At 69.0% G+C, this 13984-nt stretch carries 13 protein-coding genes; 7 read left to right on the top strand and 6 right to left on the bottom strand.

The genetic code is table 11. The features are described 5' to 3' along the window. The first annotated feature begins 21 nt into the window (after window positions 1–21). Together HNR67_RS34645 and HNR67_RS34640 are read left to right on the top strand one after the other, a co-directional pair. A complete protein-coding gene (locus HNR67_RS34645) occupies window positions 22–2823 on the top strand; it encodes an NACHT domain-containing protein (RefSeq protein WP_185006818.1) in 2802 nt (933 codons plus the stop codon). 101 nt (window positions 2824–2924) lie between these two features. Further along, the gene (locus HNR67_RS34640; RefSeq protein WP_185006816.1) at window positions 2925–3080 is read left to right on the top strand and encodes a DUF6131 family protein; all 156 of its coding nucleotides are present in this window, start codon (window positions 2925–2927) and stop codon (window positions 3078–3080) included. A gap of 44 nt (window positions 3081–3124) precedes the next feature. Here HNR67_RS34640 and HNR67_RS34635 read toward each other — a convergent pair whose 3' ends face one another. Continuing rightward, window positions 3125–3598: an Lrp/AsnC family transcriptional regulator gene (locus tag HNR67_RS34635; protein ID WP_185006814.1), complete on the bottom strand. Its 474-nt coding sequence runs from the start codon at window positions 3596–3598 to the stop codon at window positions 3125–3127. A gap of 62 nt (window positions 3599–3660) precedes the next feature. On the opposite strand from HNR67_RS34635, the gene HNR67_RS34630 reads away from it, so the two are divergent. Further along, window positions 3661–4560 carry an SMP-30/gluconolactonase/LRE family protein gene (locus HNR67_RS34630; RefSeq protein ID WP_185006812.1) on the top strand — a complete coding sequence of 300 codons (900 nt, stop codon included), beginning with the start codon at window positions 3661–3663 and terminating at the stop codon, window positions 4558–4560. Between the two features lie 466 nt (window positions 4561–5026). Continuing rightward, complete coding sequence (locus HNR67_RS34625; protein ID WP_185006810.1) at window positions 5027–5224, top strand: hypothetical protein; 198 nt, start codon at window positions 5027–5029, stop codon at window positions 5222–5224. 57 nt (window positions 5225–5281) lie between these two features. On the opposite strand, the gene HNR67_RS34620 is transcribed toward HNR67_RS34625, so the two are convergent. Both HNR67_RS34620 and HNR67_RS34615 read right to left on the bottom strand, forming a co-directional pair. Then, complete coding sequence (locus HNR67_RS34620; protein ID WP_185006808.1) at window positions 5282–6409, bottom strand: C45 family peptidase; 1128 nt, start codon at window positions 6407–6409, stop codon at window positions 5282–5284. A 1-nt stretch (window position 6410) separates the two neighbouring features. Continuing rightward, the gene (locus tag HNR67_RS34615; RefSeq protein ID WP_185006806.1) at window positions 6411–6965 is read right to left on the bottom strand and encodes a GNAT family N-acetyltransferase; all 555 of its coding nucleotides are present in this window, start codon (window positions 6963–6965) and stop codon (window positions 6411–6413) included. A gap of 94 nt (window positions 6966–7059) precedes the next feature. Between HNR67_RS34615 and HNR67_RS34610 the strand changes: the two genes are divergently transcribed. Then, window positions 7060–7968: a TetR/AcrR family transcriptional regulator C-terminal domain-containing protein gene (locus tag HNR67_RS34610; RefSeq protein WP_312988713.1), complete on the top strand. Its 909-nt coding sequence runs from the start codon at window positions 7060–7062 to the stop codon at window positions 7966–7968. Further along, complete coding sequence (locus tag HNR67_RS34605; protein WP_185006802.1) at window positions 7965–8771, top strand: class I SAM-dependent methyltransferase; 807 nt, start codon at window positions 7965–7967, stop codon at window positions 8769–8771. Before HNR67_RS34610 ends, HNR67_RS34605 begins: the two co-directional genes overlap by 4 nt. Here the strand turns inward: HNR67_RS34605 and HNR67_RS34600 are convergent. Then, window positions 8761–10092: a M14 family zinc carboxypeptidase gene (locus HNR67_RS34600; protein WP_185006800.1), complete on the bottom strand. Its 1332-nt coding sequence runs from the start codon at window positions 10090–10092 to the stop codon at window positions 8761–8763. The two genes, HNR67_RS34605 and HNR67_RS34600, sit on opposite strands and share 11 nt — an antisense overlap. 53 nt (window positions 10093–10145) lie before the next feature. On the opposite strand from HNR67_RS34600, the gene HNR67_RS45980 reads away from it, so the two are divergent. Beyond that, complete coding sequence (locus tag HNR67_RS45980) at window positions 10146–10748, top strand: TetR/AcrR family transcriptional regulator (protein WP_185006798.1); 603 nt, start codon at window positions 10146–10148, stop codon at window positions 10746–10748. 723 nt (window positions 10749–11471) lie between these two features. Here the strand turns inward: HNR67_RS45980 and HNR67_RS34590 are convergent. Both HNR67_RS34590 and HNR67_RS34585 read right to left on the bottom strand, forming a co-directional pair. After that, window positions 11472–12473: a TIGR03842 family LLM class F420-dependent oxidoreductase gene (locus HNR67_RS34590; protein WP_185006796.1), complete on the bottom strand. Its 1002-nt coding sequence runs from the start codon at window positions 12471–12473 to the stop codon at window positions 11472–11474. 14 nt (window positions 12474–12487) lie between these two features. Next, entirely contained in the window at window positions 12488–13981 is a 1494-nt protein-coding gene (locus tag HNR67_RS34585) for a CoA-acylating methylmalonate-semialdehyde dehydrogenase (RefSeq protein WP_185006794.1), read from the bottom strand. Between the last annotated feature and the right edge of the window lie 3 nt (window positions 13982–13984).

The raw sequence follows: 13984 nt of genomic DNA, 5'->3' as shown, positions 1-13984 counted from the left end.
CGGAGGACATAACCTCTGCCGGTGACCGGCATCGAGACGTCCCTGCTCCGCGTCGCCACCCAGGCCGTCATCCAGGTCATCCGGCCCCTGTTGCCGGACCTGAAAGCCCGCAAACACCGCTTCGCCGAGCTGTCTGAGCTGGTCACAGCCACGGGCGGGGATTTCCTCGCCCGCCGGAAGGTGCGCGAGCAACTCGAACGCATGATCACCGACGTTTTCGAGCGCTTCCCACTCCAGGAATTCCGCCATCTACCGGAAGCGGAGGTGACCGCCGCCCTGGCCGCGGACGGCGAAGCCCTCTCCACCCACGACCTGACCGACGAAACCCTCTTCGACACCGACCTGGATCACCGCAAACTCGCCCGTTCGGTCCGCAACCGAACCAACCGACCGGACGGTTTGTCCGCGGACGGCGAGATTGTTTACACCCGATTGCTGGATATCGCCTGCCTGTGCCTGGTCCGGATGGTCATCCAACTCGACCCATTCCAGCCCCGCGCCGCACTGGAACTGCTCTCCCGCCTCACCGCCCTGGCCGACAACGTCAACCGGATCCTGGACCGGCTGCCGTTCACCAGCCTGGACGCGCCGGAGGGCGCCGAGCAGGACGAGGACTTCCGCTTCCGGTACCTGGAGCTGATCACCTCGACGATGGACAGCCTGGATCTGCTGGGGGTGCCGGTGAGCCAGCGGTCCTCGGTGCGGCTGAGCGTGGCCTACCTAAACCTCCGCGCGGACGACGGTGACGAGGACCGCCTGTCCAAGATCCTGGGTACGCACCGCCGAACGTTCATTCGCGGCGAGGCGGGCTGTGGCAAGAGCACCCTGCTCCGGTGGCTGGCGGTGACCGCGGCAGGCGGCCGGTTCGCCGAGGAGCTGGCGGACTGGAACGGCCGGGTGCCGCTGCTGATCAAGCTGCGCAGCTTCGCCGAGGCTGATCGCCTGCCGCGCCCGGACGAGTTCTTCGCCAGGGAGACGGATCCGCTGTACCAGCTCCTGCCCGCGGGCTGGGTGCACCGCCAGTTGCTGTCCGGCCAGGCGCTCATGCTGGTGGACGGGGTCGACGAACTACCGCATGGTCGGCGCGAGCAGGTGCGTACCTGGTTGCGCGGACTGACCCGCGCCTATCCGGACGTCTGTTACGTCATCACCTCGCGCCCGGCGGCAGCAGCCCAGGACTGGCTTGATGAAGAGGAATTCTGCTCGGCCTCGGTCCGGCCGATGGGTTCGCAGGAGGTCCAGGAGTTCGTTCTTCGCTGGCACAAGGCCATCAAGGGGCGGGCGAGCTGTGCTGACGAGGACCTCCCGGCCTTCCAGATGGAGCTGCTGCAACGGCTCTCGGTCCACGAGCATCTGCGGGCACTCGCCACCAGCCCGCTGCTGTGCGCCATGTTGTGCGCGCTGAACCTGGACCGGGAGACGCAACTTCCCAAGGACCGCAACAGTTTGTACCAGGCCGCTTTGGAAATGCTGCTGGTGAACCGGGACCAGAGCAGGAACATCCGCTCCGAACTGGACGACCTGCTTGACCTGCAAGCGAAACAGACCTTGCTGCAACGACTGGCGTGGCACCTGACCCTCAATGAACTATCCGAAATGGACAGAGAGCAGGTAGAGGAGAAGTTCGCCGAAACCGCCAGGGCGATGATCCGGCTGACCGGCAAGAACCTCAGCGGCAAGATCATCCTGGACTACCTGCTGGAGCGCAGCGGGATGATCCGCGAACCGATGCTCGGCCGGATCGACTTCGTGCACCTCACCCTGCAGGAGTTCTTGGCCGCCAAGGAGATCGTGGAGGAGAACCACATTCCTCGGCTGGTGAAGGAAGCCCACGAACCCTCCTGGCGCGAGGTCGTGCTGATGACCCCGGGCCAGGCAACCGGGCCGCAGCGAGCCACCCTGTTCGATGGCCTGCTTGACCGTGCCGAGCGAGAGCCACCCGAGATCGCACGCCGGCTCCGGCTGCTGGTGCTCATGGCGATGGCCAATCCCAGGCCGATTCAACAGGAGTTGCGGCGGCGCATCGAGAAGGTTGCCGCCGAGTTGCTGCCACCGGCTTCGTCGGACGAGGTTCTCGGTCTTGCGGCTGCGGGCGAGTGGCTCCTGGACTTCCTGCCCGACCGGATCGAGTCGCTCCCTGGCATCGTTGCAGCGAGCAGCGTCCAGGTGATCGCGATGATCGGTGGACCGAAGGCGCAACGGATGCTGAGCGGCTATGCCACTGACAGTCGGAAGTCGATTCAGCGAGATCTCCTTGCCGCATGGAGGAGCTTCGATCCCGGCCCGTACGCGCGTGATGTTCTGGCCGAGGCCCCGCTTCATCCGGGCTGGATTGTCATCCGCGACGCGGAGCTGGTTCCGTATCTTCCGCTCCTCCAAGGACTCCGGAGGCTCATGCTCTGGTTCGGGGCTGCTCAGGTTGATGAGCTACCAGGCCTCCCTCGTCTCACCGGGCTTGGCTTGGGGAGGAATTCCAAGATCGATCTGAATCGGCTGGTCGAGCTGTTTCCGGCACTTGACACTCTGGAGTTGCACAACGTCAGCGAGATCGAGCACCTGAGTACTTTGGCCAGGTTGCACAAGCTTGAGGTCTTGGCGCTCGGAGGTGGGTGTACCGGTGAGGATCTGAGGTCGTTGGCTGAGTTGCCCGCGTTGCGGTTACTGCATATCCGGGAGGTCACGGCCGACACTGATCTCAGCCCGTTGCTTGAGCTTCCTCGACTGGAGACCCTGCGTACCAACAACACCTACGGGCAGGTGGACTTCACGAGCCTGCGCGACAGGGGAGTGAAGGTGCGTGAAGACTCTCCTCCTCGACGGTAGCTGCGCCGAACGGCCGCACCCAGTCGCCCCCGAACGCCAGGTTTGGCCTGGCGTAGAACGGTAATCCAGTCTGCGTCCCGTACACCCCAGGGAGGCAACCCGTGATCATTCTCGGCGCGATCCTGCTCCTCATCGGATTCCTGGCCGACATTTCCGTCCTGTGGACGATCGGCATGGTGCTGGTCGTGATCGGGCTGGTTCTCGCGGTCCTCGGCGGTACCGGCCGGGCCGTGGGCGGCCGGCCACACTGGTTCTGACCGGCGACTGACCGGTCTCCGAACTCCCGTGGGCGCGCCGTCTGTCAGCCCGGCGCGCCTGCGGGACCTTTTTGTCCACAGTGGACCGAGCGCTCGAACATGGTCTCCAGTGACATCACCGTCTGGGTTCCGCTGACGCCCGGCACCGCGAACACCCGGCGTAGCACGTCCTGCAACTGCTCGGTGGTGCCGGTGCGGACCTTGATCAGCACCGACGCCGCGCCTGCCACGATGTGCGCCTCCTGCACCTCCGGCAGGGCGGCCAAAGTCTCGCTGGTCTCCGCCGCGCCCATCCAGGCGTTGGACTCCACCAGGACGAAGGCCAGCACGCCCGCGCCGACCGCGGCGGGGTCGACCTCGATGGTGGTTCGGCGGATCACCCCGCGTTCGCGCAGTTTGCGCACCCGTTCGTGTGCCGCGCCGGCGGACAGGCCGACCGCGGCGCCCAGGGTGGCGTAGGACTGGGTGGCGTCGCGCTGTAGCTCGGTGAGTAGGGCGCGATCTGTGTCATCGGTCATCGACAGAACCTCATATGGTCATGTTAGCTTCTTGCTGAACGTAGTTCTGCGGGGAGGGTGAGATGGCTGATCGGGTCAAGGCCGTGTTCGAGGTGCTGGATGAGCGGTTCCGGCGGGTCGGGGGTGATGACTATCTGGAGGTGCTCTTCGACGGCGGGCGCTGGCTGGAAGGGCCCGCGTACTTCCCGGCCGGGCGGTATCTGGTGTTCAGCGACATCCCCAACGACCGGATGCTGCGCTGGGACGAGACCACCGGTGCGGTCGGCGTTTTCCGGCAGCCCGCCAACTACAGCAACGGCCACACCGTGGATCGCCGCGGTCGGCTGGTGAGTTGCGAGCAGGGTGCGCGCCGGGTGACCCGCACCGAGTTCGACGGCTCGATCACCGTGCTCGCCGATCAGTGGCAGGGGCGGAAGCTCAACAGTCCCAACGACATCGTCGAACGCGCCGACGGCTCGCTGTGGTTCACCGACCCCAGCTACGGCATCGACAGCGACTACGAGGGCAACCGCGCGGAGAGCGAGACCGACGGCTGTCACGTCTATCGCCTCGACCCGGACGGCGCGGTCACCCGGGTCGCCGACGACTTCGTCCGGCCCAACGGGCTGGCCTTCTCCGCCGATGAGCGGACTTTGTACATTGTGGACACCCGTGGTCGGCACATCCGGCGGTTCACCGTGCGGGACAACGGAACCCTCGCCGGTGGTGAGGTCTTCGCCGACTGCGGCGCGGGCAATCCGGACGGGATCCGGCTGGACGAGCTGGGCCGGGTCTGGCTGGCCGCGGGGGACGGGCTGCACTGCTTCGACCCGGACGGCACGCTGCTCGGCAAGCTCCGGGTGCCCGAGGTCTGTGCCAACCTGACCTTCGGCGGGCCCAAGCGCAACCACCTCTACATCTGCGCGACCAGCTCGGTCTACTCGATCCGGGTCAACTTCAACGGCGCCCGCCACCCGCGCTGACCAGGGCCGCCGCCGGTATCGGCCGGGGTGGAGACCGAGGTCACGGGCCCAGCCTGGCTGGCCGGGTTTGGCCAAGGGTGTACGGTAGTGCCAACCGCGCTGGCCCATCCGCCGTTCGACCGGGCCGCCGGGGTCGCACGCACCGTGGCAGCGTCCTCTGTGGACGTTGTCGCTGATGACGTTGTACCCGAAGCTTTCCGGTTCGCTGTTCTCCCAGCGGACTTCATCACGGTGCTCTCAGAAAGCACCGTGCCAGGTCTGTCCGGCGTGCTGCCGATATGGTTGGCCGGTCGAGGGTATGCCAGCCTCGACTGGTTGTCGGCGCACGTCGGCGGACTGGCATTCAGCCCGGGTGAGACACCCGTTGGCACCTCGACACCCGATCGAGCGGGTTGGCAAATCGCGGTGGGGCCGGAAAACTCTGGCGGGCACCCACAGTCGAACCTCGAGAAATGGAACCTGCGTCTTGCGCAAGCTCTGGACCGTGGTTGCCGCTCTGCTCTCCGGCACCGCCCTGATCCTGTTCGCCCCCAACGCCTCCGCGGCCGTGGACCCGGTCCCCGCGCCGCCGGCCGAGGTGGTGCAGCCGGAATCGCCGGTCGACTTCGACGTCGAGATCGAGCTGCTCTCCGAGAACGAGGAGCTGGTCGGGCTGCCGGGCTGAGCCGCGGTGTGCTGACGGACGAACCCGGGTCCACCACGGACCCGGGTTCGCCTGGGTTCAGACCGAGTAGGTCAGCTCCGCGCTCTGCCGCTGGTCATCCAGGTAGAACCGGGTCGACATGGTGCGCGCCCCCAGGTCGAACACGGTGCGCCACAGGGTGCGGACCGGGTAGTCGGTTGGGGAGTCCGCGTCGAAGCCGATCTCGTCCAGGGCCTCGCGCAGGGCGGGCCCGGACATGGTCGCGCCGGTGCTCTTGGCCAGCCGCTGGTAGCGCTGGTAGCTCAGCATGGTCTCCGGGTTGTCCGGCGGCAGGTTCGCCGCGTCCGGGTGCCGGTGCAGCAGGTGGTTGGTCACGCACAGCGCGCCCTGGCCGTCGGTGATGTGCTCGTCCCCGCCCGGCCCGCGCTCCCACACGAACGAATCGCCACTGGCGTCCGCGATCAGGTAGTGCAGCGGCGAACCCTGGTCGTACTGCTTCACATCCAGCAGCGCCGCCCTGGCCTGTTCCGCGCTCGCGCAGGTGTCCAGCAGGAACCGGGGCAGCTGCACACTGGCCAGCCCGACCTGCGGGGTCTCATCGGTGGGCGGATTGGTGTTCTCCGCGTCCGCGATCAGCAGCACTACCGCGAGGCCGTGCTCGTTGATCCCGTCCATGCAGCCGTCCAGGGTGTCCATGGTCAGCACCAGCGTGGCCGGGCCGTCGGTCGGCCTGCTGTGCACGATGGTCGGACGGCCGGCCCACGGCTCGCCGCGCTCGGCGGGCGGCGGCGCGCCGGTCATCATCGCGAACAGTTCGTTCCTGGTGGTGGTGAAGAAGTCGTAGTTGCGGCCCAGCAGGCCGCGGCCCTCCTCGGTCAGTCCCGGCGGCACCGTGCTCGCCGAGCAGGCCGAGCCGGCCGGCAGCGGGTACAGACAGTCCACATAGTACTCATCGGCGGTGAAGTCCAGCCCCAGCAAGGAAGCCGCGCCGCGCATCCGCTCGTGGTGCTGTGGCCAGTTCCGCTCGAACCAGCGCCGCCGGGCCCGCGCCTTGCGCCGGTCCGCCGGGATCGGCCGCCAGCCGTAGGTCTGCCGGGCCGCCTCGGCCAGCGTTCGCCCGATCGCGTGCTGGTCGCCCTCGGCGCTCAACAGCCGCACCGTCGCGAAATCCGCCGCGCCGCCCCCGGCGACGATCTGCTGCCCCATCTCAGTTCTCCTTGTTCTCGCGCCACATCGGCCACACCGGCGGGCCATCGGGCAGGTGGACCGGCTCGCCGAGCCGGTGGAAGCCGTGCCGCTCGTACAGCGGCACATTGCGGGGCGAACTGGCCTCCAGGTAGGCGGGCAGCCCCTCGGCGTCGGCCCGCCGCAACCCCTCGGCCAGCAACGCGCCGCCGATCCCGGCCCCCTGCCGCTCCGGCGCCACGCCCAGGAACGCCAGGTACAGGTGCGCGCGGTCGGTGGAATGCCGCTGCGCCAACAACTCCACCATGATCCGCACCCGCTCGGGCAGTTCGACCTCCGGCGGCGGGGCCACGTGCGCCCCGACCGGCATCGGCAGCCACACCGCGACCGCGTCCGCGCCGGTCATCGCCAGCGTGCCCGCCGCGGCGGATTCGGCCACCGCCCCCTCGAACAATCGGCCCGCGCTGAGCCGTCGCTGTTCGGGCGGTCCGGGGAAGAGCCACCGCATGGGGGCGTCCTCCAGGAAGGCGTCGCACAGGATCCGCACCGCGTCCTGCGTACGCTGTATCGGTGTCATGGTCCAACTGTGCCGCCGTTTGCAGTGGCACCGCAACGTATCTGGGCGAATGGGGGAGATAACCCTACCGGACTGTACTAGTACACTCAGTTGGGTGAGCGAGTCTGTTCCACCCTTCCGGCGCATCGCCGCCGAGCTGGCCGGACGCATTGCCGCAGGTGAGCTGCTGCCCGGTGACCGGGTGCCGTCCACTCGCGCGGTGATGCGCGAGTGGGGCGTCGCGCTGGCCACCGCGGCCAAGGCCCTGGACCTGTTGCGGCAGCAAGGTCTGGTCGAGACCCACCCCGGCGCGGGCACCGTGGTCCGCACCCCGGCCGGCGGGCCGCGGCGCACGCCCACCGCCGCGCCGACCCTGACCAGGGCCCGGATCACCGCCGCCGCGATCCGGCTGGCCGACGCCGAGGGCCTGGACGCGGTGTCCATGCGCAGGCTGGCCACCGAACTCGGCGTCGGGCCCATGTCGCTGTACCGGCATCTGGCGGGCAAGGACGAGCTGGTGCACCTGATGATGCGCCGGATCTTCGCCGGTCGCCCACTGCCCACGCCGCCCCCGTCGGGCTGGCGGGAGCGGCTCAGTGCGGTCTGCCGGATCCAGTGGTCGCTCTACCGCGCGCACGGCTGGCTGCCCGAACTGGTCTCGATCACCCGGCCGCGGCTGATCCCGGAGGCCATGGCGCACACCGAATGGACCCTGGCCACGCTGGCCGGGCTGCGGCTGAGCCACGCCGAACGCGTGCGCGAGGCGATCACCCTGCCCGCCTTCGTCCGCGGTCTCGCGCTGGCGCACGCCGCCGAGCAGGCCGCGACCAAGGACACCGGGCTGGACAACACCGAGTGGTGGCGGTTGCAGGAGCAGGAGATCCGCGGCTACCTGGAATCCGGCCGGTTCCCGCAACTGTCCACTATCGACAACAGCGTGGTGGAGGACCTGGACGCGTTGTTCGAGCACGGCCTGACCCGGCACCTGGACGGCCTGGCCGCCCGGCTACGGTTGGCCCCATGAGGGCGGAGCGGCTCGACTTCACCGGCGTCGCCGACGACGACGTCACCTGGACCCTGCTCGGCACGCTGTACCTGCGTGCCTGGGAAAGCGGTTCGCGGCACCCGATCCTGGCCGACCGGCACGCCGCCGAGGCGATCCGCCGCATCGACTACGACTTCCCCAAGCTGCACCGCCGGGTCCGCCCGGAGAGCAACCAGTACCTGGTCGCCCTGCGGGCCACCCAGCTCGACGAGTGGGCCGCGGACTTCCTGCGTCGTCACCCCGACGCCGTGGTGCTGCACCTGGGCTGCGGCCTGGACAGCCGCGTGCTCCGGCTCGACCCACCGTCCACTGTGGACTGGTATGACCTGGATCAGCCCGAGGTGATCGAGTTGCGCCGCAGGCTGTACCCGGAACGCGAGCACTACCACCTCATCGGCGCCTCGGTCACCGATCCGGCCTGGCTGGCCGGGATCCCGGCCGACCGCCCCGCGCTGATCATCGCCGAGGGTCTGCTGCCCTACCTGGACGGCGCCGAGGTGCGGGCGTTGGTCCAGCGACTCGTCGGCCACTTCGGCACCGGCGAACTCCAGTTCGACGGCGGCGCGCCCTGGCTGACCCGGCTCTCGCCACTGGGCCGGTGGGGCATCCGGGACGGCCGGGAGGTCGAGGCCTGGCACCCGCGGTTGCGCTGCGTGGAACAGCCTCCCTTCACCACGCACTGGGCCAAGATCCCGGCCCGCGGCTACCGGCTGCTGTATCGACTCGGCCACGCGATCCCTGGCTGGCGGAACATGTTCCGCGAGTTCCGCTTCACGTTCTGACCAGGTGCGCCGCGGCGGCCAGGATCGACCCCAGCTGGATCCCGGCCTGCGCCCGCAACGGGATCAACGTGCCCGGCTGACCGTCGGCGGCCGCGCGCCATTCCGTGAACAGCGATTCAGCTCTTGCCTGCGCCGCCCGGATCGCCGGCCGCACGTTCCCGCTGGCCTGCTCAGCCGCCAGCACCCGCAACAACGTGCCGGCCGCCCGCAGCCGCAAGGTGTGCGGCAACGCGACAAACGCGCACTCATCGGCCACGGTCGCCGCCCGCGCCCCCTCGGCGGTGCCCAGCATCCGCCGCCACCCCTCGCCGATCCGCCGCATCCCGACCAGCACATCGTCCAGCGCCCGCCGATGCGGCGTGTCCAGCCGCACCGCACCGCGCACCGAGTCCAACACCCCCGCCAGAGCCTCCTCCGCACCCACCAGCTCGGCCAGCAACCCCGCCACCACCTCCTCCATCAACCGACCGGTCGGTAGAGAGTCGGAAGCCCGCGGATCAGCCCACATCGGCACCTCGGTGATCACCGAGACCGCCCCGTACCTGCCCGCGTACTCCCCACTGCTCGCCCCGAACACCCCGTCCCCCGGCGGCGCCCCCTCGGTCAGCTCGGCCACGGTCGGCATCCGCAACACTCCCGGGGTGAGCCGGAAACTCCCCGGCACCTCATACACCGCGTGCTGCAACGGCACCCCGAACCACCCCGGCACCGAGGCGAGCAGCTCGGCCAGCGCCGGATCGGTCGTGGTCGTGTAGTGGAAGGCCCCGCCGTACTCCGCGTTGTGCAGCGAGGCCAGCAACACCGGCCGCACCTCGTCGATCAGCCGGGCCAGCGCCACCGTCTCCGGCAGCATCCGATCGAAGTACCCCGTCTCCGCCAGGTGCGGGAACGTCCACTCCGGCTGCTCGTCCATGGCCGGCCGGTAGAACCCGCGCCCGTAGGCGTCCCGATCGCCCGGAACCCCGTACCAGCTCTCGTTCAGCCGGGCCCCGTCTGGATCGATGCACGGCACCAGATGCCACCGCAGCCCGGCCCGCAACCAGGGCTCCGCACACAACAGCCGCCCCAGCTCCCGCACCGTCAGTCCACCCACCGGCTCATTCGGATGCGGCCCACCCAGCACCAGCGCGTCCCGCTCCCCCTCCCCCTCCCCGATGGTGACCACCCGGATCGGCTCACCCAGCCGAGAGGTCCCGATCCGCCGCACCGTCACCGGATACCGAGCGGCCAGCTCATCCAGCTCCGCCTGCGACTCGTCCACCGTCGGGTATCGCCCCAGCTCCGGCAGTGAGTCCAACACCTTCCTGAGCCTGTCGGTCATGATCACCCAATCTGATAGCACCGCTATTGAATAGCAACGCTATCATTCACTCCATGTCCGGCAGAAGAGCGGAATCCAAACGCCGCAACACCGAGGCCCTGCTCACCGCGGCCCAGCGCCTGTTCCTGTCCGAGGGCTACCAGGCGGTCGGCATCCAGTCCATTGCCACCGAAGCAGGCCTGACCATCGGCGCCATCTACTCCCTCTTCGGCTCCAAACAGGCCCTCCTGCACGCGGTACTCACCAACCTGGCCGACCAACTCCAAACGGAGATCCGGATCCTGGAAGCCGAACCGGTGGCCGATGCCAGGGAGGCGGTGACCCGGTACGTGCGGGCATACCACCAGCTCGTGTCCACAATGGACGGATGGCGGGCATTGCGCCTGGAGGTGGAGGCGCTGTCACTGGTGCTGGGCGGCGAGGAACCGGAGCGGGCGCTGGTGGAGTTCGGGGCGGGCAGCCGGACGGCGTTGGCGGGGTTGCTGACCGGGCGGACGCTGGACGGGCGGAAGCTGGGGGAGGTGCGCGCGGAGCAGGCGGCGGTGGGGGTGTCGGCGGTGGTGCGCGGATTGGCGGTGCAGTGCGCGGTGGAGCCGGGGGTGGCTTCGGCGGACCGGTGGGTGGAACTGGCCCTGGCGGTGCTGGCGGCGAGCTGACCCGGGGGAGAGGCCGGGGCGGTCACCCTTGGGGCGGAGCGCCCGGACCGGAGTCCAACAACGGCCAACCGGCCGTACAACAACGGCCAACCCGGTGTACGACAACGGCCAACACACGGTACAAGAACGGCCAACACACCGTACGACAACGGCCAACACGCCGGGGAGGTTGAAACCCCAGCAGCGTGTTGGCCGCTTTGGTACGGGGTGTTGGCCGTTGTTGTACGGGTCGTTGGCCGTTGTGGGACGGCGGGCAGGCGGGCGGAGCCCGGAGCGGTGGGTGTTGGGGGGAGGCGGGCGAAGCCCGGAGCGTGGCGGCCGGGCGGTTATGACCCGGAGGTCGGGCGAAGCCCGGGAACGCTGCGGCTAGGCGGTTCGACCGCGCCGCGACCGGGCGAAGCCCGAACACAAGCAGCCGGGGTGGCTTTTCAAACACTCCCCGAGCGGTTCCCCCATCCCCGTCAGCCTGGAGAGGACACACCACATCCCGGGTGCGCAGACCGCAACCTGCCGCCGCCCTAGCCTGCCAACCGCAACGGTCTGCGTGCCCGGGATGTGGTTTGGTATCGGAAGGCTGACGGGGATGGGGGAACCGTACGAGCACTGCTCTTCGTCTTTGCTCTTGTCTTTGATTTTCCCCCCCATCCTTTGATTTCTGCCCGTCCGGCGAGGACGCCCTTGACTGTCGCTCTTGTCCCACAACGGCCAACACGCCGGGAGAAGTCAGCCACGCAGCGCTGGGATGATCTTCTCGCCATACGTGTCGATCGTCGCTTCCCGTGCGTCGTGCATGTTGTAGACCGCGAACTGATGCACCCCAAGCGATTTCAGGTGTTCCAACCGCTCGATGTGCTTCTCCGGCGGCCCCACCAGACAGAACCGATCCACGATCTCGTCCGGGACGAACTCCGTGTCCGGATTCCCCGCCCGCCCGTGGTGGCTGTAGTCGTACCCCTGCCGCCCCTTGATGTAATCCGTCAGCGCCTGCGGCACGATGCTGGAATCGCTGCCATACCTGGCAACCAGATCCGCGACGTGGTTGCCGACCATCCCGCCGAACCACCGGCACTGGTCCCGCCCGTGCGCCAGGTCGTCGGTGACGTAGGCCGGAGCCGCCACGCACATGGTGATCGAGTCGGGGTCGCGGCCGGCCTGTTCGGCGGCGTCACGCACCGCCTTGACCATCCACTCGGTCAGGAACGGATCCGCCAGCTGCAGGATGAACCCGTCGGCGACCTGGCCGGTGAGGGCGAGCGCCTTCGGTCCGTACGCCGCCATCCAGACCGGGAGTTCGCCGTCGCGCACCCAGGGGATGCGGACCTCCTGGTCGCCGATGGTGGCGGGGCGGCCTTCGGCGAGGTCGCGGATGACCCTGATCGACTCACCGAGGCGGGCCAGGGTGTTGGGTTTGTTGCCGATGACGCGCATGGCCGAGTCGCCGCGGCCGATGCCGCAGACGGTGCGGTTGCCGAACATGTCGTTGAGGGTGGCGAACAACGACGCGGTGACCGACCAGTCGCGGGTGCCGGGGTTGGTCACCATCGGGCCGACGATCAGCCGTTCGGTCTGGGCCAGGATCTGGCTGTAGATGACGAACGGCTCCTGCCACAGCACGCAGGAGTCGAACGTCCAGCCGTAGTCGAAGCCCGCTCGCTCGGCCCGTTTCATCAGCTCGACCACGGCCGAGGCCGGTGGATCGGTCTGCAGCACCAGTCCGAAGTCCATTGTGTCCCCTCAACTCAGCGGTTCTGTGGAAACCCTAGGTCGACACTGCTGGTGGCCGGGTCCGGCCAGCGCGTGGTGACGACCTTTCCCCTGGTGTAGAAGTGCACCCCGTCCTCACCATAGGCGTGGTTGTCGCCGAACAGCGAGGCCTTCCAGCCCCCGAACGGGTAGTAGGGCACGGGCACCGGGATGGGCACGTTGACCCCGACCATCCCGGCCTCGACCTCCAGCTGGAACTTGCGGGCCACCCCGCCGTCCCTGGTGAAGATGGCCACCCCGTTGCCCCACTGGTTGTCGTTGACCAGGCCGAGAGCGTCCTCATAGGACGGTGACCGGACCACCGAGAGCACCGGGCCGAAGATCTCGTCGCGGTACACGCTCATCGCCGGGGTGACGTGGTCGACCAGGCTGACGCCGAGCCAGAAACCGTTGGCGTGTCCCGGAACGGCGAGGTCGCGGCCGTCGGCGACGACCGTGGCGCCTTCCTGCTCGCCCGCGGCGACGTATCCGGCGACCTTGTCGCGGTGTTCGCGGGTGATCAGCGGGCCCATGTCGGAACCCGGGTCGGTGCCGGGGCCGATGGTGAGCGCGGCGATGCGGTCCTGGATGCGGCTGACCAGGTCGTCGCCGACGCCGCCGACGGCGACCAGCACGGAGATCGCCATGCAGCGTTCCCCTGCCGAGCCGTAGGCGGCGGACACGGCCGCGTCGGCGGCCAGGTCCAGGTCGGCATCGGGCAGCACGACCATGTGGTTCTTGGCCCCGCCCAACGCCTGTACGCGTTTCCCGTTGCCGGTGCCGGTCTGGTAGATGTGCCGGGCGACGGGAGTGGAGCCGACGAAGCTGACCGCGGCCACGTCGGGGTGTTCCAGGAGCCGGTTGACCGCGGTGGCGTCGCCGTGCACCACGTTGAGCACGCCCTCGGGCAGCCCGGCCTCGGCCATCAGCTCGGCCACCCGCAGTGCCGCGGACGGGTCCTTCTCGCTCGGTTTGAGCACGAAGGTGTTGCCGCAGGCGATGGCCAGGGGGAACATCCACAGCGGCACCATGGCCGGGAAGTTGAACGGGGTGATGCCGGCGACCACGCCGACCGGCTGCCGGATGGAGTGCACGTCGACGCCGGTGGAGGCGCCGATGGACAGCCCGCCCTTGAGCAATTGCGGGATGCCGCAGGCGAATTCGACCACCTCCAGGCCGCGCGAGACCTCGCCCGCGGCGTCGGAGGTGACCTTGCCGTGCTCGGCGGTGAGCAGCGCGGCGATCCCGTCCCGGTTACGCAGCAACAGTTCCCGGTAGGCGAACAGGATCCGGGTGCGGGTGGCCAGTGAGGAGTGCCGCCAGGTGGTCAGCGCGTCCTTGGCCGCGGCCACCGCACTGTCCACTTCGGACACGTCGGCGAGCGCGACCTGCGCGGTCTGCTCGCCGGTGGCCGGGTTGGTCACCACGCCGAAACGGCCGGAGGTGCTCTCGACGGTCTTGCCGCCGATCCAGTGGTTGATCGTGCGCATCGG

This window comes from Crossiella cryophila (assembly GCF_014204915.1).
GTDB classification, from domain to species: domain Bacteria; phylum Actinomycetota; class Actinomycetes; order Mycobacteriales; family Pseudonocardiaceae; genus Crossiella; species Crossiella cryophila.
Note: the sequence above shows the minus strand (reverse complement) of the source record. Positions and strands in the feature narration are given on the sequence as shown.

What these genes read in the sequence shown, in the direction of transcription:
- HNR67_RS34585 (WP_185006794.1), bottom strand. Translation starts at nt 13,981, where the DNA reads ATGCGCACGATCAACCACTGGATCGGCGGCAAGACCGTCGAGAGCACC.
- HNR67_RS45980 (WP_185006798.1), top strand. Translation starts at nt 10,146, where the DNA reads ATGTCCGGCAGAAGAGCGGAATCCAAACGCCGCAACACCGAGGCCCTG.
- HNR67_RS34620 (WP_185006808.1), bottom strand. Translation starts at nt 6,409, where the DNA reads ATGGGGCAGCAGATCGTCGCCGGGGGCGGCGCGGCGGATTTCGCGACG.
- HNR67_RS34630 (WP_185006812.1), top strand. Translation starts at nt 3,661, where the DNA reads ATGGCTGATCGGGTCAAGGCCGTGTTCGAGGTGCTGGATGAGCGGTTC.
- HNR67_RS34615 (WP_185006806.1), bottom strand. Translation starts at nt 6,965, where the DNA reads ATGACACCGATACAGCGTACGCAGGACGCGGTGCGGATCCTGTGCGAC.
- HNR67_RS34600 (WP_185006800.1), bottom strand. Translation starts at nt 10,092, where the DNA reads ATGACCGACAGGCTCAGGAAGGTGTTGGACTCACTGCCGGAGCTGGGG.
- HNR67_RS34590 (WP_185006796.1), bottom strand. Translation starts at nt 12,473, where the DNA reads ATGGACTTCGGACTGGTGCTGCAGACCGATCCACCGGCCTCGGCCGTG.
- HNR67_RS34605 (WP_185006802.1), top strand. Translation starts at nt 7,965, where the DNA reads ATGAGGGCGGAGCGGCTCGACTTCACCGGCGTCGCCGACGACGACGTC.
- HNR67_RS34635 (WP_185006814.1), bottom strand. Translation starts at nt 3,598, where the DNA reads ATGACCGATGACACAGATCGCGCCCTACTCACCGAGCTACAGCGCGAC.